Origin of the sequence: Bacillus sp. FSL L8-0193, assembly GCF_037976065.1 — a bacterium.
GTDB lineage: Bacteria > Bacillota > Bacilli > Bacillales > Bacillaceae > Bacillus > Bacillus paralicheniformis.
This window is the reverse complement of the sequence record NZ_CP150261.1, coordinates 1,836,791-1,856,824: the sequence shown is the minus strand read 5'-3', so window position 1 is coordinate 1,856,824 and position 20,034 is coordinate 1,836,791. Positions and strand designations below refer to the sequence as shown.

At 47.4% G+C, this 20,034-nt stretch carries 17 protein-coding genes and 1 pseudogene; all 18 read right to left on the bottom strand.

The window, feature by feature from the left end:
* Positions 1–107: 107 nt before the first annotated feature.
* Positions 108–368 (bottom strand): YlmC/YmxH family sporulation protein, encoded by a 261-nt coding sequence (locus tag MHH76_RS09360; protein ID WP_003181887.1) that lies wholly within the window; start codon positions 366–368, stop codon positions 108–110.
* Between the two features lie 84 nt (positions 369–452).
* Positions 453–1,682 carry a pitrilysin family protein gene (locus tag MHH76_RS09355; RefSeq protein WP_025811414.1) on the bottom strand — a complete coding sequence of 410 codons (1,230 nt, stop codon included), beginning with the start codon at positions 1,680–1,682 and terminating at the stop codon, positions 453–455.
* 36 nt (positions 1,683–1,718) lie between these two features.
* Positions 1,719–2,633, bottom strand: a complete 915-nt coding sequence (locus MHH76_RS09350; RefSeq protein ID WP_230631864.1) for a polysaccharide deacetylase family protein — start codon at positions 2,631–2,633, stop codon at positions 1,719–1,721.
* A 194-nt stretch (positions 2,634–2,827) separates the two neighbouring features.
* The gene (gene pnp, locus MHH76_RS09345; RefSeq protein ID WP_020451436.1) at positions 2,828–4,945 is read right to left on the bottom strand and encodes a polyribonucleotide nucleotidyltransferase; all 2,118 of its coding nucleotides are present in this window, start codon (positions 4,943–4,945) and stop codon (positions 2,828–2,830) included.
* A gap of 201 nt (positions 4,946–5,146) precedes the next feature.
* Positions 5,147–5,416, bottom strand: a complete 270-nt coding sequence (rpsO, locus tag MHH76_RS09340) for a 30S ribosomal protein S15 (RefSeq protein ID WP_003181879.1) — start codon at positions 5,414–5,416, stop codon at positions 5,147–5,149.
* 184 nt (positions 5,417–5,600) lie between these two features.
* Positions 5,601–6,560, bottom strand: a complete 960-nt coding sequence (ribF, locus tag MHH76_RS09335) for a bifunctional riboflavin kinase/FAD synthetase (protein WP_020451435.1) — start codon at positions 6,558–6,560, stop codon at positions 5,601–5,603.
* Between the two features lie 15 nt (positions 6,561–6,575).
* Complete coding sequence (gene truB / locus MHH76_RS09330) at positions 6,576–7,505, bottom strand: tRNA pseudouridine(55) synthase TruB (RefSeq protein ID WP_025811410.1); 930 nt, start codon at positions 7,503–7,505, stop codon at positions 6,576–6,578.
* A gap of 71 nt (positions 7,506–7,576) precedes the next feature.
* A complete protein-coding gene (rbfA, locus tag MHH76_RS09325) occupies positions 7,577–7,930 on the bottom strand; it encodes a 30S ribosome-binding factor RbfA (RefSeq protein WP_003181873.1) in 354 nt (117 codons plus the stop codon).
* 18 nt (positions 7,931–7,948) lie between these two features.
* Positions 7,949–8,227 (bottom strand): DUF503 domain-containing protein, encoded by a 279-nt coding sequence (locus MHH76_RS09320; protein WP_020451433.1) that lies wholly within the window; start codon positions 8,225–8,227, stop codon positions 7,949–7,951.
* Positions 8,224–10,380: a translation initiation factor IF-2 gene (gene infB, locus MHH76_RS09315; RefSeq protein ID WP_020451432.1), complete on the bottom strand. Its 2,157-nt coding sequence runs from the start codon at positions 10,378–10,380 to the stop codon at positions 8,224–8,226. The genes MHH76_RS09320 and infB overlap by 4 nt, the downstream gene beginning before the upstream one ends.
* 19 nt (positions 10,381–10,399) lie before the next feature.
* Positions 10,400–10,702, bottom strand: coding sequence for a YlxQ family RNA-binding protein (locus MHH76_RS09310; protein WP_020451431.1), 303 nt, complete (start codon positions 10,700–10,702; stop codon positions 10,400–10,402).
* Positions 10,703–10,706: 4 nt separating this feature from the next.
* Positions 10,707–10,979, bottom strand: a complete 273-nt coding sequence (locus tag MHH76_RS09305) for a YlxR family protein (protein WP_020451430.1) — start codon at positions 10,977–10,979, stop codon at positions 10,707–10,709.
* Between the two features lie 13 nt (positions 10,980–10,992).
* Positions 10,993–12,111, bottom strand: a complete 1,119-nt coding sequence (gene nusA / locus MHH76_RS09300) for a transcription termination factor NusA (RefSeq protein ID WP_020451429.1) — start codon at positions 12,109–12,111, stop codon at positions 10,993–10,995.
* Between the two features lie 31 nt (positions 12,112–12,142).
* Positions 12,143–12,616 carry a ribosome maturation factor RimP gene (gene rimP / locus MHH76_RS09295; RefSeq protein ID WP_023857195.1) on the bottom strand — a complete coding sequence of 158 codons (474 nt, stop codon included), beginning with the start codon at positions 12,614–12,616 and terminating at the stop codon, positions 12,143–12,145.
* Positions 12,617–12,809: 193 nt separating this feature from the next.
* Positions 12,810–13,997 (bottom strand): annotated as a pseudogene (locus MHH76_RS09290) (cellulase family glycosylhydrolase).
* Between the two features lie 63 nt (positions 13,998–14,060).
* Positions 14,061–15,743 carry a cellulase family glycosylhydrolase gene (locus MHH76_RS09285; RefSeq protein WP_025811407.1) on the bottom strand — a complete coding sequence of 561 codons (1,683 nt, stop codon included), beginning with the start codon at positions 15,741–15,743 and terminating at the stop codon, positions 14,061–14,063.
* A gap of 134 nt (positions 15,744–15,877) precedes the next feature.
* Positions 15,878–17,992 (bottom strand): glycoside hydrolase family 48 protein, encoded by a 2,115-nt coding sequence (locus tag MHH76_RS09280; RefSeq protein ID WP_025811405.1) that lies wholly within the window; start codon positions 17,990–17,992, stop codon positions 15,878–15,880.
* Positions 17,993–18,067: 75 nt separating this feature from the next.
* A complete protein-coding gene (locus MHH76_RS09275; RefSeq protein ID WP_025811403.1) occupies positions 18,068–20,029 on the bottom strand; it encodes a glycoside hydrolase family 9 protein in 1,962 nt (653 codons plus the stop codon).
* Positions 20,030–20,034 lie beyond the last annotated feature (5 nt).

The following is a 20,034-nucleotide window of genomic DNA, read 5'->3' as shown; positions in this document are numbered from 1 at the left end:
AATTCATAAGCTAATTTCATCATATGACAAAAAGGAAATAGCGGTGAATTGAAATCCAGAAAAACAAAAAGCCCGCCCCAAGGGACGGGCGGGTGTTCTAGGCTTGCTTATTCTTCTTTTGTCACGCTGCTTTCCGGCACATCCAAAATGATCATATCCGATCCGATTTTTTGAATTTGCGACCAGGGCACCTTGATGTCATTCCCCTGTTTTCTGCCAAGTCCGAACCATTTTACAGAAGGGATAATAAGAGCGGTAATCTGTCCGTCCTGCTCATTGATCTCAAGATCCGTCTGCCCCAGTACGCCAAGCCGTTCAGCCCGCTTAACATCGACGATTTCTTTTCCCGAAAGCTCACTCAGCCTCATGAAAAAACCCCCTTTTGTTATGATGTATGAACCGATAACAAAAAACATGCCTGCCTAAAAAGACAAGCATGTTTTAACGAGGTATTATTTCGGCAGCTCACCCGACGGGCTGATCAATGCAGACGAGTAATCATCGGTGAAAATCCGGTTGGCAAGATTGTTCACACGCTCAAGGCTGACGGCATTCAACTTTTCGATGATTTCATCAAGCGTCCGGTGTTTGCCGAGCAAAAGCTCATTTTTGCCGTTGCGGCTCATTTTGCTGTTTGTGCTTTCGAGACTGAGCATCAGGCTGCCTTTCATTTGCTCTTTGCTGTTTTCAAGCTCTTTCGGTGTAATTCCGTCGCTTTTCAGCACACGCAGTGTTTCATGAATCGTTTCTGACAGAAGCTGAAGCTGATTTGCGCCGGTTCCGGCGTAGATCGTCATCATGCCGCTGTCTTCATAGGAAGTGTGGTAGCTGAACACGGAATATGCAAGACCTTTATCTTCCCGGACATCCTGAAAGAGGCGGCTGCTCATGCTCCCTCCCAAAATATTATTGAGAACGATCAAATCGTAGATTTCCGGGTGACCTGCTTCCAGCCCGTTAAAGCCGAGACAGAGGTGAGCCTGTTCGGTTTCTTTTTTGCGCGTCATTTTCTCATGATGAAAATCCGGTTTTGTCATGCCGGTTCTTTTGCCTTTGGCTTCATATGAGCCAAAGTGCTTTTCAGCTTCTTTTATAAAAGCTTCCGGCACATTTCCGGCTATCGAAATGACGACGCGGTCAGGCGTGTAATATTCGTCCATATATTTTCTGAGCGAATCTCCGTCAAATTCAGCAAGCGTCTCCTCTGTGCCGAGGATCGGATAACCGAGGGAATGGCTGCCGAATGACGCTTTGCTCAAGAGATCGTGGACGATGTCGTCAGGCGTGTCCTCATACATTTTAATCTCTTCATAGACGACGTTTTTTTCTTTTTTCAATTCTTCCTCGTCAAATGATGAATGAAAGAACATGTCAGAAAGCACTTCCAGAGCATAGCTTGCATGCTCATCGAGAACTTTGGCGTAATAGCACGTATATTCCTTTGAGGTAAACGCGTTGACCTGTCCGCCGATTCTGTCGAAAGACTCTGCGATGTCCCTTGCAGTGCGCGTTTTAGTCCCTTTGAAAAACATGTGCTCAAGAAAGTGCGAAATACCGTTAATTTCAGGTGTTTCATGTCTTGATCCGGTTCCAATCCAAACTCCGATGGCCACAGACCGGACAGTGGGATTGTTTTCGAATACGATTCTTACCCCATTTTGACAAGTATACCGTTTAATCAAATTTGTTCCTCCTATTCAAAGAACGGGCCGCACATCCTATTCTTCAACAAGCCTTTTTTCATTCATCAGCTGTGAAACAGTTCCGATTTGATAGCCTTTTTCATGAAGGTTCTGTATCAAAACGGCAAGACTTTTTGCAGTTGGATCTGTCGGATGCATTAATATCATGGCGCCGTTATGTACTTTGCTTAATACCCGTTGCTGTAAGACGGCCGGCTGCGGTTTCTGCCAATCGATCGTATCAACTGTCCACATGATCGTTCCCATCCCCATCTTGTGAGCCTGATCCACAACCTCTTTGCGGAAGCTGCCGCTCGGCGGGGCGAACCATTTCGGCTTGACGCCGAGCGTTTCCTCTATTTGTTCATTTGTCATCCGCAGCTGTTCTGAAATACGTTCTCTCGTCAGTTTGCTCATATCCGGATGATTGTATGAATGGTTTCCGATTTCATGTCCGCCGTTTTGGATGGCTTTTGCGAGCTCGGGGTGATGTTTCACCCATCTGCCCTCCAAAAAAAAGGTGGCTTTGACACGATGCTTTTCTAAAACGGGAAGCATCTCCGGCAAATATTCATTACCCCAAGCGACATTGATAATAAACGATACCATCGGTTTATCCGGGTGTCCGCGGTAGATCGGCTCAGGCTTTAAGGATTCTAAATGAACATCAGGTTTCACTTGATCATAAACGAGCAGCTTCTCATCAAATGCTCCGATCCGTTTCATTTTTTTGTACGATTTTTCGATGTTTACTTTTAAGCCGTTGTAGCCGGGAATCGCTTTCCATATTTGATCATTTTTCGCATTCTGGGCCTTTACTTCATATTCAGGCGCTTTTTGCAAAAGCTCCTGGTACAATTCGTCCTTCTGAGCGGCAACCGTGACCGCATCTTTTTTCATCGCATCTATGTAATGTTGTGAATACGGACGGTTCATCATCTGATAGGACATCAGCAAAAGAAAGAAAAAAACGGAAACACGAACAATCGTTCTTTTCAATTGTATTCCTCCCTTCCCCACAAAATATGTGAGAAAAGGACAAGATAGAACCGGACCGTTTTCACGGCTTAAAACAAAGAAGCCGGGTTACCCAGGCTTCCTTTTGCTTTGAAGACGAAGACAGAAGCAAGATAAAACACCGTTTTTTACGATTTTTGTTCTTCTTTTTCCTTCTGTTCACGCAGTACAGCTTTTCTTGATAAGTTGACGCGTCCTTGTTTATCGATTTCGGTAACCTTAACAAGGAGCTCGTCGCCGATTTTGACGACATCTTCGACTTTTCCTACCCGTTCGAGCGCAAGCTCTGAAATATGGACCAAACCGTCTTTTCCGCTGAACAGTTCAACGAAAGCTCCGAATTTTTCAATCCGCTTTACTTTACCTAAGTAAAGCTGTCCGACCTCAACTTCTCTGACAAGGTCTTCGATGATTTTCTTCGCTTTTTGGTTCATGCTTTCATCGGTGGAAGAGATGAAGATTGTGCCGTCTTGTTCAATATCGATTTTAACACCTGTATCTTCAATGATCTTATTGATTTGTTTTCCGCTTGGTCCGATGACGTCGCGGATTTTATCCGGATTGATCGACATCGTCAAGATTTTCGGCGCATAAGGAGAAAGCTCTTTTCTTGATTCAGCCAATGTGCTCAGCATGCTTTCAAGAATTTCCATTCTGCCTTTTTTCGCCTGCTGAAGAGCCTCTTCCAAAATCTCTCTTGATAGGCCTTCAATTTTAATATCCATTTGCAGAGCTGTGACGCCTTTGGACGTTCCCGCTACTTTAAAGTCCATATCTCCGAGATGGTCTTCCATACCTTGAATATCGGTTAGGACCGTGTAGTTGTCACCTGATTTAACAAGACCCATTGCGATTCCGGCCACCGGAGCTTTAATCGGCACCCCTGCATCCATCATAGCAAGCGTGCTTGCACAAATGCTCGCCTGGGAAGTTGAACCGTTTGATTCAAGCACTTCAGAGACGAGGCGGATGGTGTACGGGAAGTCTTTTTCAGACGGAACAATCGGCTCAAGCGCACGTTCCCCGAGGGCTCCGTGCCCGATTTCGCGGCGTCCTGGTCCGCGCATCGGCCCTGTTTCCCCGACGCTGAACTGCGGGAAGTTGTAATGGTGCATAAAGCGTTTTGATTCCTCGACACCGAGACCGTCCAAAATTTGTACATCGCCAAGCGCACCGAGCGTACAAATGCTGAGCGCCTGCGTCTGCCCCCGTGTGAAAAGGCCTGAACCGTGTGTTCTCGGAAGGAGTCCGACTTCTGAAGAAAGCGGGCGGATCTCATCGACTGCCCGGCCGTCAGGACGAACTTTTTCCTCCGTGATCAGACGGCGCACTTCATTTTTAACAAGCTGCGACAAAATGTCTTTCACTTGTTTCAGCGTGTCTTCATCGTGTTCCTCTTCTTCAAACTTGGCCAAAACCTCGTTTTTCACTTCGCTGATCGCGTCCTCGCGCGCGTGCTTTTCATGAACCTGGATCGCTTTTAAGAGGTTCGATTCGGCCATTCCCCGCACTTTTTCTTTCAGATCGGAATCGATCTCATACAGGGTGATTTCTGATTTTTCTTTCCCGACAGCGGCGACGATTTCCTCCTGGAACGCAATAAGCCGCTTGATCTCCTCGTGACCGAACATGATCGCTTCAAGCATGATCTCTTCCGGAACTTCGTCTGCTCCTGCTTCAACCATGTTGATCGCATCTTTCGTTCCCGCTACGACGAGGTGAATGTCGCTTTTTTCAAGCTGTTCAAGTGTCGGATTAATAATGAATTCGTTGTCAACCCGGCCTACCGTCACTCCGGCAATCGGCCCTTCAAACGGGATGTCCGATACGGACAGCGCAAGAGACGATCCGAACATTGCCGCCATTTCCGACGAACAATCCTGGTCAACACTCATGACGATGCTGACGACTTGAACTTCATTCCGGAAGCCGTCTGCGAACAGCGGACGAATCGGCCGGTCGATTAACCGGCTGGCGAGAATCGCTTTTTCGCTCGGTCTGCCCTCTCTTTTAATAAACCCGCCCGGAATCTTTCCGACGGCATAAAGTCTTTCTTCATAATTCACGGTTAACGGGAAGAAATCTACGGTTTTAGGTTCTTTTGAAGCCGTTGCGGTGCTGAGCACAGCGGTGTCTCCATAACGCACCATGACAGCTCCGTTTGCTTGTTTTGCAAGCTGGCCGGTTTCTACCGTCAGCTTGCGGCCGGCCCAATCTATGGAAAAGACATGTTTCTCTTGTCCCATTCTTATATGAACTCCTCTCTTCGGATAGTTTTTACGTTACTCCTATTATGAACGAAATGAATTGAACATATCAATGGCAAAGTGCTATGTAAAGAATGAATCGGTGTCATTTAAAATCATTTATATGAACAACGCGTTTTAGAGTTGCCGGATATTCGTTCTTATACGATAAAAAAGCGGGAATCCTCCCGCTTTTTACGATTATCGACGTAATCCTAGTTTGTTGATCAACTCACGGTAACGAGTTACGTCTTTGTTACGAAGATACGTAAGAAGATTACGACGTTTACCTACCATTTTAAGAAGACCGCGACGTGAGTGATGGTCTTTCTTGTGAGTGCGTAAATGCTCGTTCAAGTTGTTGATTTGATCTGTTAGGATAGCGATCTGAACTTCCGGTGATCCCGTGTCAGATTCGTGGGTTTTGAACTCATTGATGAGTTGTGTTTTACGCTCTTGAGTAATTGCCATCCTGTTTCACCTCCATATAATATTAGCCCCGATTACCTAGCAAACGCCGGTGATTCGATTTGCCAAGTGAACGGTTTTAAAGCTACAGACAATATGATACTAGAAATGCGGGCCTAATGCAACCATTTATGATGAAGTTTAGCTATTATCACCATTGTTGACGCGTATTGCCGTTTCCATACATCTAGATTTCGGCCGGCTTCCGCTCTCTGAAGAAGCGGATCGCTTCTTCTTTGTCTCTAGAAATCTGTTCGACAAGCTCGTCAACGCTGCCGAATTTTTTTTCGCTCCTCAGCCGCTTATACCATTCAACCTTAATTTCGGACCCGTATATGTCACGATCAAAATCGAATAAGTTGACTTCGATTGAAGGCTGCCCCGGCCGTTTTTCGTAAAACGTCGGCTTGTATCCGACATTGCAGACGCCGTTGTAGACAGCGCCGCCGATTTCGGCTTTAACGGCATACACACCTGTCGGCGGGACGATGTATGTGTCTTTAAGGCCGATATTGGCGGTCGGAAATCCGATCGTTCGGCCCCTTTTATCGCCGTGGATCACAAAGCCTTTCACATGGTACGGCCTGCCGAGCAGTTCAGCGGCGTACTCGACGTCTCCGGCTCCCAGGACGGTGCGGATTCTCGTGGAGCTCACCTTTTGGTCCTGATTGGAGTATTTTGCGACAGACGTGCTTTTGACACGGCCTTTCGCATACTCCTGGAAGTTTTCCATTGTGCCTTTGCCGAATTTCCCGAAGGTAAAGTCAAATCCGGCTACAACATGAGTAACGTGAAAGCCGAGTATATATTGATCGATAAATTCTTCAGGCGATAGAGAAGCGAATTCAGGGGTAAATGTGACAACGTATAAAAAATCGACCCCTAAATCTTCAATGATGCTGATTTTGTCCTGCAATGGCGTGATTAAATCTTTTGGCTCCCGGCCTTTTTTGAGCACGGCAGAAGGGTGGGGATGAAAGGTCATCACCGCCGTTTTGACCCCTTCTCTTGCCGCGGTGTTTTTTGCTGTAAGAATCACTTGCTGATGTCCCAGGTGAACACCGTCAAAATAGCCTAATGCCATAACTGATGTCGGAAAATCCTCACGCTTCAAGTCGTGTGGGTGGGAAATATGTATCGTCTTCAAGAACGGTCACCTTTTCTATTGTTCGCTTTTTTGCACGAGTACTTTTGCCGGCTTCAACAGGCCGGTTTTGGTCGGATGCGGATAATAGACGGCTGTGCACCGGCCTGCTTCCGTAAAGACCGCAATGCGGTCTTCGCTCGTCAAATGAGAAAAGCTGCCGGGCGTTTCAAGCACCGCTCCATTTTCCACTTTCTTAGCTAATGTATCACTAATTATCCATTTCGGCAAATGATCAAGCGCACGTTCGATGGGGACGAGCTTTTCGGACAATGTTCCACCAGCAATCAAGCCTTCGACGTCTTCAAAGGTCAAGCATTCATCAAGGGTAAAAGGGCCTGATGCGGTCCTGACCAGGTTGGACATATGCGCGGGATATCCGAGCTTCTCCCCGATTGTTACCGCCAAGGTCCTGACATATGTGCCTTTTGAACATGTCACAACAAACCGAAAGCGGGCTTTATCCTGCTCATGGCGAATCTCGGATGTCAGTTCGATATGATGGATGGTGATGGCTCGCTTCGGCCGTTCAACCTCGATACCGGCCCGCGCGTATTCATACAGCTTTTTGCCGCCTACCTTGACAGCGGAATACATCGGCGGGACTTGCTCAATCGTTCCTTCAAGAGATCTCAGGACGCTCTGCACGGCCTGTTCATCAGGCGGCGCTAAGACGGGTTTCTTTTCCGTGACTTGCCCCGTCTGGTCTTCTGTCTCCGTGGAACAGCCAAGCGTGACCTCTGCATCATATGTTTTGGACTTTTCCGTCAAATACTCGACGACTTTGGTTGCTCTCCCGACGCAGATCGGGAGAACGCCCGACACCTCGGGATCCAATGTGCCGGTATGGCCGACCTTTTTTGTTTTCAACAGTTTGCGGATCTTCATGACGCAGTCGTGCGAAGTCATGCCCACCGGTTTATGTAACAGAAGGACTCCGTTATACATTCGTGTTTCTTCGCCCCTTTCTCATTTGGAGCTAAAAAGGACAGGCAGTCGCCCGCCTATCCTTTTTCAGCTTATGATTCTTCTTTGTTTGCGTTCAGCTCGTGAATCAATGTTTCGATACGGTTTCCGTAATCGATCGATTCATCGAACTCAAAATGGATTTCAGGTGTTTTGCGAAGCCTGATTCGGTTTCCAAGTTCGGAACGAATAAAGCCCTTTGCTTTTGCCAGGCCTTTGAGCGTTTCTTCCCGTTTCTTTTCATCGCCTAAAACGGAAATATACACTTTAGCAATTTGCAAATCACCTGAGACCCTGACATCAGTGACTGTTAAAAATCCGATCCGCGGATCTTTCAGCTTTCTGCCGATAATGTCACCAAGTTCTTTTTTCATCTGCTCACCCACACGGGTAGCTCTCATCGTCATGACCATACCACCTCTACGTTAAAACCACTCTGTTCTCGTGATCGTCCGTTCAATTTCCGGAAAAGAGTCGATAAAGCTTAAAACCCGTTGCAGCTCTTTTTCCGTTTGCACGCGAGAGGAAGAAACGGCGGCGATACCAAAGCTTGTGCGCTGCCAAGTGTCCTGGTAGTCAATTTCTGAAACAGAAACGTTGAACTTTGCGCGGATTCTTGTGATCACCCGCTTCAGCACCGCCCGTTTTTCCTTGAGTGATGATGCATCGTAAATGATGCATTCGCATTCAACGAAACCGATCACTTTCTTTCAATTTCTTGCATGACATACGCTTCGATCATATCGCCTTCGCGAATGTCGTTGTATTTCTTAATGGTGATACCACATTCATATCCTTGTGAAACTTCTTTCACATCATCTTTAAAGCGTTTCAGCACATCGACTTCCCCTTCATAGATGACGACGCCGTCGCGGATTAAGCGGATTCCGCTGTCACGTGTGATCGTACCTTCCGTTACATAGCCTCCGGCAATCGTTCCGATTTTAGAGACTTTGAATGTTTGACGGACTTCAACCATGCCGATCACTTTTTCTTCATACTCAGGATCAAGCATGCCTTTCATGGCTGCTTCGATCTCATCGATGACTTTATAAATGATGCGGTGAAGGCGGATATCCACATTTTCGGCTTCGGCGGTACTCTTAGCATTTCCGTCAGGTCTGACATTAAACCCGATCACGATTGCATTTGAAGCAGAAGCTAAAATAATGTCTGATTCGGTAATCGCACCTACGCCTGTGTGGATGATTTTGACTCTGACGCCTTCGACTTCTATTTTTTGCAGTGCTGCAACGAGAGCTTCAGCAGAGCCTTGAACATCAGCTTTGACAACGAGATTAATGTCTTTGACATCGCCTTGTTTAATCTGTTCAAACAAGTCATCAAGGCTGAGCTTCGCTTTATCGCTGCGCTGTTCTTCAAGCTGTTTGGTAGCGCGGGCTTCGCCGACTGAACGGGCTGTTTTTTCGTCTTTGAACACAAGGAACTGATCCCCTGCGTTCGGAACTTCGTTCAATCCGGTGATTTCAACAGGTGTTGACGGCCCCGCCGATTTAACGCGTCTGCCGACATCATTGACCATCGCGCGAACGCGTCCAAATGTGTTCCCGACGACAATCGGATCTCCGACGTGAAGCGTTCCGTTTTGAACGAGCAGTGTTGCGACAGAACCTTTTCCTTTATCAAGCTCGGCTTCGATGACCGTTCCTTTTGCTCTGCGGTTCGGATTCGCTTTGAGCTCCTCGACCTCGCTGACGAGCAGGATCATTTCGATCAGCTCATCGATTCCCTCTCCTGACAGTGCTGAAAGAGGAACGAAAATCGTCTCGCCTCCCCATGCTTCAGGAACAAGACCGTGCTCTGTCAGCTCCTGCATCACCCGGTCAGGGTTTGCCGTCGGTTTGTCGATTTTGTTGACAGCGACGATGATCGGCACTTCAGCCGCTTTCGCATGGTTGATCGCTTCGACCGTCTGCGGCATGACCCCGTCATCTGCAGCTACGACGAGAATCGTAATATCCGTAACTTCCGCACCGCGTGCGCGCATCGTTGTGAATGCGGCGTGGCCCGGAGTGTCAAGGAAGGTGATTTTTTTGCCGTTTTCCTCGATCTGATAAGCGCCAATATGCTGTGTGATGCCTCCGGCTTCGCCTTCGACGACCTTCGTTTTTCTGATGCTGTCAAGAAGCGTTGTTTTTCCGTGGTCGACGTGGCCCATGATTGTTACGACAGGAGGACGGATTTCAAGGTCTTCTTCTTGATCCGGCTCTTCGTATTTTTCGAGCTCGGTTTCTTCAAGGACGATCACTTCTTCGACGTCGACGCCGTATTCTGAAGCGATCAGCTCAACGGTATCTTTGTCAAGATCTTGGTTGATCGTTGCCATAGTGCCGAGAAGCATTAATTTTTTAATGATTTCTGACGGTTCTTTTCCGAGCTCTTCGGCAAGCTGCCCGACCGACATTGAGTTGGTAAATTCGATTTTTTCAGGCAGTTCTTTTTTCGGCTTGAACTGCTTCTCCTGCGGAGATTGATGATTTTTACCGCGCTTGTTCTTTTTGTTATTGTTGTTGTTGTTTTTCTTTTTGTTTTTATTGTTAAATTGAGTATTCTGCACGTTATTCTTCTTTCCGTCTCGATTTTTGTTTGGCTTACTTCCGGCATTCTGTTTTGCGGCTTCTTGCTGCGGCTTTTGTCCGCCTGTACCGGCATCCTTTTTATTTCCCGCAGGTTTAGCGCTCTTCTTGAATTTTTGATCGAGCTGTTTGATCGCATTTTCTTCGATCATCGCCATATGGTTATTGACTTCGATATTCATATCTTTCAATGCCGCGATAATATCCTTACTTGAAACATTTATGGCTTTTGCATATTCATAAACTCTCATTTTAGCCATTCGTTCACCCCCAAAAAAATTAATCGAGCTTTCGGAGCAACGTATTCGCAAAACCTTGATCAGTGACAGCAACAACCACACGGGATTCTTTGCCGATTGAACGGCCCAAAAGCATACGATCTCCGACTTTTTTCACCGGTACATCGTAGTGCCTGCATTTGTCGGTTACTTTTTTCTCCGTGTTAGCCGATGCGTCGTCTGCAAGCAAAACAAGCTTTGCGCGCGAATGCCTGATTTCTTTCACAACCAGGTCTTCTCCGGACACGACCTTTCGAGCTCGATTCGCCAGACCCAGCAAGGAAAACCATTCTGATTCCGACATTTATCTAATTCTCCTTTTCCGCCAGTTCCAGCAGTTCATCAAAAATCTGATCATCAATCTGTGCTTGAAGCTGATTTGCTAAGCTGTTTTTCTTTTTTGCAGTTAAAATGACGTCTTTATCAAGAGTAAGGTAGGCTCCCCGGCCGTTTTTCTTGCCGGTCGGGTCTACGGAAACTTCCCCTTCTTTCGAACGGACGACGCGGATGAGCTCCTTTTTAGGCTTCATTTCCCCTGTTACGACGCATTTTCTAAGCGGGATCTTCTTTCGGCTTTTCACCAAAGGTCACCTCTTATTCATCCGATTCTGGAGTTTCGCTTTCAAAGAAAAGCTCTTCCGGCTCCTCTTCTTCAAGCTCCCTTGGATAAATTCCAAGCTCTCTTGCATCTGTTTCGCTTTTAATATCGATCTTCCAGCTTGTCAGCTTGGCTGCCAGGCGGGCGTTTTGACCTCTTTTTCCGATGGCGAGCGACAGCTGGTAGTCAGGAACGACAACCGTTGTCGCCTTATCCTCTTCATTGACGATGACGTCGAGCACTTTTGAAGGGCTCAGCGCATTGGCGACGAATTCAACCGGGTCGTTTGACCAATGAACAATATCAATTTTCTCGCCTTTCAATTCATTGACGATCGCCTGAACGCGCTGACCCTTCGGTCCGACGCAGGCGCCGACGGGATCGATGTCGGGATTATCCGTGCGCACGGAAATCTTCGAGCGGTCTCCCGCTTCTCTCGCCACGGATTTGAGCTCGACCGTTCCATCGTAAATTTCCGGGACTTCGATTTCAAAGAGACGTTTTAATAAACCTGGATGAGTTCTTGAAACGTAAATCTGCGGACCCTTCGTCGTTTTTTCGACTTTTGTAATGAACACTTTGATCCGGTCATGGGGCTTGTAGACTTCATTCGGCATCTGTTCTGAAACCGGCAGAAGGGCCTCGATTTTTCCTAAAGAGACATAGATGAACTTATTGTCGATCCGCTGAACGATGCCTGTCATGATATCTTCTTCGCGATCGATGAATTCAGAATAGATGACGCCGCGCTCCGCTTCGCGGACGCGCTGAGTCACGACCTGCTTTGCCGTCTGGGCAGCGATGCGGCCGAAATCCTTCGGCGTCACTTCGATTTCCACGACATCTCCGACAATGTAGTTCGGATTGATGTTTACGGCATCTTCAATCGAGATTTCAAGGCGCGGATCATATACTTCATCCACGACATCTTTGCGGGCGAAAACGCGGATTGAACCGGTGTCGCGATTTAAATCTACCCTGACGTTCTGCGCCTGGTTGAAGTTCCGCTTATAAGCGGAAATGAGCGCAGCTTCAATTGCTTCAATAATAATGTCCTTACTGATTCCCTTTTCTTTTTCAAGAACAGTCAGGGCATCTAACAACTCACTACTCATGTTTATGGTTTCCCCCTTAAACAGTCAAAAATTAATTGAACGAAACAGCCAGCCTTGCTTTGGCTACTTTATCATATGGAATATTGATCGTTTTCCGGCGCGTTTTGATCATCACCGCGACTTCCACGTTTTCACCGTCAAATGCGGAAAGTTCGCCTTCAAACTCTTTATTGCCTTCAATAGGTTCGTACGTTTTAATATATACGTTTTTTCCGAGCGCTTTCATGAAATCGGCTTCTTTCTTTAAAGGCCTCTCAGCTCCAGGTGACGATACTTCAAGAAAATAGTTTTGCTTGATCGGGTCAGCCTCGTCGAGCTTTTCACTAAGAGCTTCGCTAACCTTGGCACATTCCTCGATGTCCACGCCGTCATCTGAATCAATAAACACGCGAAGAAACCAGCTCGGACCTTCCTTGACAAATTCGATGTCAACGAGTTCAAGCTGAAGATTGTCTAGTATAGGCTGGACCATTTCGCTGACGGTATCGATCACTTTGTTACTCATACTTTTCCTCCTTGTGCAGGCTCCCATTCATCAGCTCCCTCGTAAAAACCCTGCTTCAAAAGCAGGGGATTTTAGAAAAAACGATGAACATGTCGAGACAAAATTGCCTGTTCAATACAAAAGAGCGGGTTTCCCCACTCTTCGCCTCGGCTATCGTTAGCATTTCCAATAAAACTATACCATAACCATATTTTTATTGCAAATCATGACAGCGTTTAGTCTGACGCATTTCGGAAGCGGATGATTTCTCATTCATCCGCTTCGCATGTTCTGAAATGACAGAAGCGGCAGAGCTCGGATAAACGATCCGAAAACCGTCATAATCCGGATAAAGGGTCCCGTCATCCTAAATACCGGTCAAAATCCAAAATTGGCTGCCCGCTCCGCCCTGCTTTTCTATGAGTTCAAGCCATGTTCTGTAGACGTCGTCCCTTCTGGACTTATCCTGATAGCCGTACTCTTCTAAAACGACCGGCTTGCCGATTTCTTTTCCATCGCAAATATGGTCTGTGATCCACTGATTTCCCCATTCGGCCGTTTTGCCCCAATGATCCGGATAGAGGTGATATGTGCCGTAATCAATATGCTTAAGAGCAGTCAGCCTTTTCCAATCCACACCTTCTCCGCCGCTGTAATGCCAATCAGGGTGCCCTTCTATATGATAAAATCCTTCATCTCCAACTGCTACAAGATGGTTCTGATCAATGGATTTAATAAATTCGCTCATCTCATCCGCCCATTCGACAAGTGTATTTCCGGTTCTGTCAGACTGGACCCTTGGTTCATTGGCAAGCTCCCACGCCATAATCGCGGGATCATCTTTATATTTGACGCCACTATATGTGTTGACTCGGTTCAGCATATAGGATACATAATTTTTATACGCCTCTTTAATGTCCGGATGAGTATAAAAGGCGTCATGTCCATCCGCCTGAAACCACCTGACATATTGATTCATTCCGCCGAAATCATCCCAGTTGTTCACAAAAGGGATGACTAGTTTTATCCCTGTCTGTCCCGCTTTATAAATGGCATAGTCAAGCTTTGAAAAGCCTGATTCATCATATATGCCCGGCCTTGGCTGCATGACGGTATTTTCCTGCGGCTGGCCGTCAAGAAATCCCCAGATGCGGATCACTTTCAATTTCATCGCTTTCATATCTTCAAACACATCGTCGACCATTTTTTTAGATTTATAATGGAAATAATAGTTATTCGTCCCGGCAAAATAAAAGTCTTTTCCATTTAAAATGAACGATGTTCCGGATGTCACAACAAAAGGAGACGCAGCTAGTGCCGGCCGGGGATTGCCAAACTGAATGGCGGAAAGCGCAAGCAAAAACGGTATCAGCAGTGTCAAAAAAAACTTTTTCGTCATCATTATTTTTCCCTGCTTTCATAAAGAAGATCCATGGACGGCGCCATTCAGAGATTAGCAGGCCGTTCAAGGCGTGACTTTCATCTTCACGACCGTCTCGACGCCTTTCGGCCACAGTTCAAATGTAAAGGTGGAATCGCTTTTCAAATACTTTAAAACCCGCTCTCTCAAATACAAATCCCCGTCTTTTTCGTAAAAATCCTCGTCATAGTTCAAGTAGGGCGTCCATGACCATACTTCTTCAAGAACCGGCCTTCCTGTAGAATCGACGACTCCTTTAACCGTAGCCAGCTTCGTTCCGTTCAGTGAAGCCGGGATTTTGAGATCACCGCTGATTGCCGATTGACTGACGGTGAATTCGCTTTTTTCAAGCTTCGGGTCATCATAAAGAATGATATCCATAACCTGGCTGGCTCCTTTATGAAACGTAAAAGTGAGCTGCGCTTTTACCCCAGGCTGCCCGGACCCGTTCAGCAGCTTTGCCAAGCAGGATTCCTTAATAGAGACCGTTTTTCCGGCATTATCAACTGTATAATCACTGCCTTCCTTTAATGGTTCGGATTTCTGATAAATGCCGGTCAGCACATTGCCGGTCAGCTGAATGTCCACCGTCTGATCGCTGAGGTTTTGACCTTTTTTTATAAAAAGATCTGCCGGTTTGATGATCGCATTGGGAACGCCGCGTCCCGCCTGAATGACAATCTCTTTAACAACAGGATCGCGCCACTGTCTCTCAGTCCGGTCAAACTGGTCATTCCCGTTGTCCCACCACATCGGGACCATTTGATATTTGTGGGCAAGGCGGACAAACGTATCATGATAGAGCCGCTTTGAATGATTTTCATTGGCGCCGAGGGTACCGTATTCGCCGATGATAACCGGGTATCCTTCCCTTACAAATTTTTCATAAACCGGTTTGATATCCTCCTCCATCTCGGAGATTTCGGCTGCCGATCCCCAAGTCGTCCGGCCCCACCAGTTTGATACGTAATCCCACGGAGAATAGTAGTGATATGTGAGGACAATCCGGTCATCATCAGGCGGTTCAAATGAATGAAGCAATTCATCTTTGTTATCTTCAAGCCCCCCGACGATCACGAGCCGCTGGCTGTTGTTTCCGCCGGTCGAACGGATGATGTTCAGCATCTCGCGGTTAAGCAGATTCATTTGATATGCGTTCATTCCAGTCGGTTCATTGACGATTTCAAACAGGAGGCGTTCACTTTTGTTTTTAAAACGCTCGGCAATTTGCTTCCAGACTTTCCCCAGCTTATCTAATGTCTCCTGCTGGCTGTTTCCCATGCGGCTGATCCATAGCCAAGAATCGTGGTGAATATTTAACACGACATAAAATTCTCTTTCCAACGCCCAATCCGTCACTTCTTCCACCCGGTTCATCCAAGCGGTGTCGATCAGATACCCGGGAGCGCTGCCGATGTGGGAGTCCCATGTCACCGGAATCCGGACGCTTTTAAACCCCGCGTCGCGAATATCATCAAAAGTATGCTCGCGAACCGGCGGATTGTTCCAAGAGCCTTCTGTCGGAACAGCATCCAGCGTGTTGCCAAGGTTCCATCCGGGACTCATGTTTTCCAAAAGGTCTGCCGGGGTGATGATGCTCTGCTTTTCTTGCTTTGCTGGCCCGCTTGTTCCCGAAGCTTTCGGAACTGCGGATAAAAGAACGGTTCCCATGATCAAAACGAACAGAATGATCGACTTTAAACACAAGGCTAACCATTTTTCTCTCAAACTTTTGAACTCCTTTTTTATTAGATGATCGTGCAAAACACTGGCTAAAATCCCTCAATTTAAAAAAGGCGGCTGAACGCCGCCTTTTCCCAAACGTTCAAAAGCATATCAATCTGACATTCTCTTACAGATTGTTATGCATTTCCAATTAAACGGTCATACTCAGCGTAAGCTGTCGCCATATCGACCTGAGACCAGAAGCGGTGATACACAAAAGTCGGCAGACCGTTTTCCCATTTGCCTGTATTCGGATTCCACGAGGTCTGATATTTATTTTCCAAATAAGGCCACATCGGATCGTTTTTAATTTTCGGACGGAGGTCGGCATGACTGATATAGACGCCGTTACCGCCCTTTGCCGGATCAGACGGCACAGTGTTGGAACCAGGAATGGTGTTGCCCTGCCCGTTTTTGCCGCTCCAGCCATTCGGAAAATAGACTTCCTTCGTAAAGTAGCGGATATAATCTTCATGTTCTTCCTCTGCTGCGATACCGATTCCGTCATTTTTATTCCATGCTGCATCAAGCAGTTCTTTTGCCACGTTTTTGGCCTTGTTTCCAAGAGCGGTAAAGCCGCCGGTTTCGGCTTTTGTTCCGGCTGCAAAGAAGACAAGCGTTTTAATATAGCTGCCGAGAACACCGACATCTTGAGAAGGATTCTTCGTCGTGACATGCAGTCCCGGATTTCCGGTAAATGAATCAAATCCCTTCCACGGATCAGGCTGGCCGCTCCATTCAAGGTTTGCCGGAATCCAAAACTCGCCTGGATCGGATTGTACGGCGATCTGCGGGTTTTGGCCGCCAAGGACGCGTTCTCCCGCTTCATTTAAATAATAGCCTTCTTCATCCGTAACAGGCCGTTCGCCCACAAACACATAATCAAGCGAATACGCGATCCATTTTTCAATCACATGCTTTGCCATTTGGAAGTTTTCAGACGATTTGTCACCTTTCTCTGCGAAAATGTAATACAGTTCCGCCACCCTTTCCAGCGGCCAGACTTGCATCCCGAACCAATTGTTAGAAGGCGGATCGTGATATACAGGCGCTTCTGTGTATGCCATTCCGTAAAATGTGCTGACATTCTGCGGATATGCGCTGTAGCTGCCGTTCCAGCTATTCGTGGCGCCGCCTGCAACAGCTCCTTCTGAAGAAAGCAGCCATGTGTAAAGTTCAAGCTGCCTTTTCAGCGCCTGTTCCCAATCGCTGCGCGCTGTGGATGAATTTGGAATCAATCCGCCTTCAGCTGTTGACAGTGCATAAGAAGCGACAGGGTTTTGATAACCTTGGTGCACATGACTCGCACCGATCCGCCACGCCCAGTTGGCATACTGTCCCAATCCGCCTCCCCAAGCAGTGTACCATGCCATTAAATAATGACAGGCATTTTTTCCAGTTCCGCGGGAAGGCGAGCCGTCAGCAGCGCTTCCAATCTCTTGAAAGTATTTGTCATACATGCCGTAACGGAGAAAGTCCCCCATTTTTTTAGCTTTTTCTAAATACTTAGTATTGCTGTAGCCCCATTGCCTTGCCCAGTACATCGCCTGAACAGCGCGCGCATCGGCGTCGGTCGCATTAGTGTAGCGCCACTGCGGGGCAGGAGCCTGATTTTCTTTTGTAAACAGACTCATAAACCCTTCATTCGGTTTTCCAAACGTCTGATTATCTTGAGAGGGGTGCGGAACCGTTTCCCAAACAGACTCCTGTTCACCGCGCTGGTAAGTGTTCACATAAACGGCGGTGTGTGATGGGTTCAACAGGTTCCCGAATCCATACCAGTTATCGACATCAAGCAGCCAGTGCATTAAATACGTTTCATTGCTTCCGTATGTGGATCTAAGCTCACTGTCAAGCGGATCGTTTCCGGCCGGATATTGTCCGGTCAAAGCCGAAGGATAAAGATCTGGGTAGCGGTGTTCGGCGGCATATGTGGCAGGGCTTGAGGGGTTATAATAGTTCATCGTCGGCTGTTCTTCGTTTCCATCGCCTTCATTGACCGGGATGATATATTTCTCCATATTGTCCCAGGCGGCTTCTAGCTTTGACCAGTCCTGTGTGTATCGGCCGTACATCGCTTCAAGCCACAGCCAATAACTGTATGCTTCAGATGTTGTCATATGGCCGTAATCAGGCGCTTCGCATATGAGCGTTTCAACTGAATGATAAGGAATGCCTTCAGGCGAAAAATAGCCGTTTTGCGGATTTTTAATTTGCTCATACAATTGCATAAAGCGTGTTTTATTGTCCATGATGCGTCCTCCTTTTAAAGCTTCAAGCTTTCGTTTCATATGATGGGACTGCCGGGGATTGAATCCGGGTGTTTTTTAGTCGGGCTCATTTCCAAAAACAAGCCGGCCTTCATCATATACTGGTATATACCGGGTTTTTGCCAGCGTGTGTGACAGCCCCCGGTAAGAGTGGTCATTTTTCGGATTCCAAAAAGACGTCCCCGCCGGAGCCGCTAGGCGGAACTGAACTTCTTTCTTATGGGCGGATTGACCCCCGGGGTATATCATAACCCCGCTGAAGCTGACTTCCGTATAGTAAATGTGTTCGCCGATGTGATATGGCTTCAGCTGGGACACCGACGCCCCTTCGTTGTATCCGGTTGAGACCTTTATATCTTCCGAAGAAAATCCGGCATTCACCGCTTCAGTCAGGTCCACGTAATAGCGGAAAGACAGCTTATCGGTTTTCTTTGCCGGCCATCCTGATCGGTTATTAAGCTGCACTCTGATTTCTGAGTAGTTGTTTCCCGAGCTGTTTATGGATGCCTCCGCAAAAAATTCATCTTCTGGTGTTTCCTTTTCGGGAAAATGAGGCAGCGGTGATTGCCCGGCACCATACAGTTGAAACATTTTGGCTGCATTGCCCGTGAAAGCCGCATTGTAATCGATCGCAACTTCGTTTGACACATAATCATTTGTTTCGTCCCGGTACGAATCGTCTCTTCCCGGTCCGCCTACTAACGCGCCGTAAAGGGTATGGCGGTGGTTTTCAGGCACATTCATATGATCGGCCCATGAACCGTGTGCGGTGCGGTGATGCGGGTGCTTCGGCGGATTTGTTCCGTACCCGACGATAAAGCTGCGCTGTTGCGGATTATCCCCAAGCATATAGTTCATTTGCTGAACCGCAAAATCCCGATACCTTTTTGCTTTGCCGGCATCTTTTACCCAATCTGAATAAACAAAAGCGAGAAAAGCGGCGTTTGAAGCGTAGCGCAGCGATCCCCACTGCTCAAGCCATGCCAGCCCGCCTGGTGTATAAGTGATACGCTCTGTGCTTCCATTATGATTGTAGCCTGTCGACCAATAATCAAGATTGCGTTCGACAGATGCGGTGAATCGGGATTCGTTCGTCAGACGAGCGAGCAGCAGCTGTGCTCCGTAAGTGACGTCATCCCAGGAAAGCGTCCAGCGGTAAGGCCAGTTTGCGGGATCGCCCCAATCTGAGACCGAAGCAAGCGCTTTATCCAAATATTTTTGATCGCCGGTTGCCAAGTAGAGCCAGACAGCTCCCCATGTCAGTTCATCTTTATATCCGCTCCACGAATTATAATATTGCTGCGCGTCTGTAATGCAGTCTGAATATTTGCCGCGGTAGCGGTCGGCAAAATCATACAATTCCTTGGCATGGGCCAATAGTTTATTTGAATAAGAAGCATCTGTCGGCTTGAAGATGATTGATGCAGAAGCTAGGGCTGCTGCTGTACCGCCGGCAAGGTCTGACCCGGGACAGGCTGCATCTATCTTATAGGCCGGCCGCTTCATAGGCATCACTTCGGCCGGGCCCCACCAGGCGTGATCTTGGGCCCCATGGCCGACTTGGCCCCAAAACTCATAACGATCTGTATGCGCTTTAATAAAATAGTCTGTCGCCCATCTGATATTGTCTAATATCGCATCAAGCTGTCCTGCCGCTTCATAGGCATCGCGGTACTCATAGACGGACCACGACAGAACGGCCGCAGAATAAGCCATTGGAAGGCCGAACTTCACGTGATCTCCGGCATCATACCATCCGCCTGTCAAATCATGGCCGACATCTTTTCCATCCTCAAGAGCAGAGTCCCCTCTCCAATTCAGACGGCTGCTTTCCGGAAGCTTTCCGGAGCGCTGCGCCTCATAGAAAAGAATTGATTTTTGCAGCAATTCCGCATAATTTTGGCTCTCTTTCGCAGATGCAATGTCCGCCTTGCCGGAAACCGGCATGAACAACATCGCAAACGTAAGCAGTAAAACAAAGAAAAACGCTTTCATTTTCCAAAAAGCTTTCTCTTTCAACGGAC

Coding starts and splice junctions, on each gene's coding strand:
- rbfA (WP_003181873.1), bottom strand. CDS start 7,930: ATGACGATGAGAGCTACCCGTGTGGGTGAGCAGATGAAAAAAGAACTT.
- MHH76_RS09280 (WP_025811405.1), bottom strand. CDS start 17,992: ATGGACAATAAAACACGCTTTATGCAATTGTATGAGCAAATTAAAAAT.
- MHH76_RS09350 (WP_230631864.1), bottom strand. CDS start 2,633: ATGTCCTATCAGATGATGAACCGTCCGTATTCACAACATTACATAGAT.
- infB (WP_020451432.1), bottom strand. CDS start 10,380: ATGGCTAAAATGAGAGTTTATGAATATGCAAAAGCCATAAATGTTTCA.
- truB (WP_025811410.1), bottom strand. CDS start 7,505: ATGTATAACGGAGTCCTTCTGTTACATAAACCGGTGGGCATGACTTCG.
- pnp (WP_020451436.1), bottom strand. CDS start 4,945: ATGGGACAAGAGAAACATGTCTTTTCCATAGATTGGGCCGGCCGCAAG.
- rimP (WP_023857195.1), bottom strand. CDS start 12,616: ATGAGTAACAAAGTGATCGATACCGTCAGCGAAATGGTCCAGCCTATA.
- nusA (WP_020451429.1), bottom strand. CDS start 12,111: ATGAGTAGTGAGTTGTTAGATGCCCTGACTGTTCTTGAAAAAGAAAAG.
- rpsO (WP_003181879.1), bottom strand. CDS start 5,416: ATGGCAATTACTCAAGAGCGTAAAACACAACTCATCAATGAGTTCAAA.
- MHH76_RS09360 (WP_003181887.1), bottom strand. CDS start 368: ATGAGGCTGAGTGAGCTTTCGGGAAAAGAAATCGTCGATGTTAAGCGG.
- MHH76_RS09310 (WP_020451431.1), bottom strand. CDS start 10,702: ATGTCGGAATCAGAATGGTTTTCCTTGCTGGGTCTGGCGAATCGAGCT.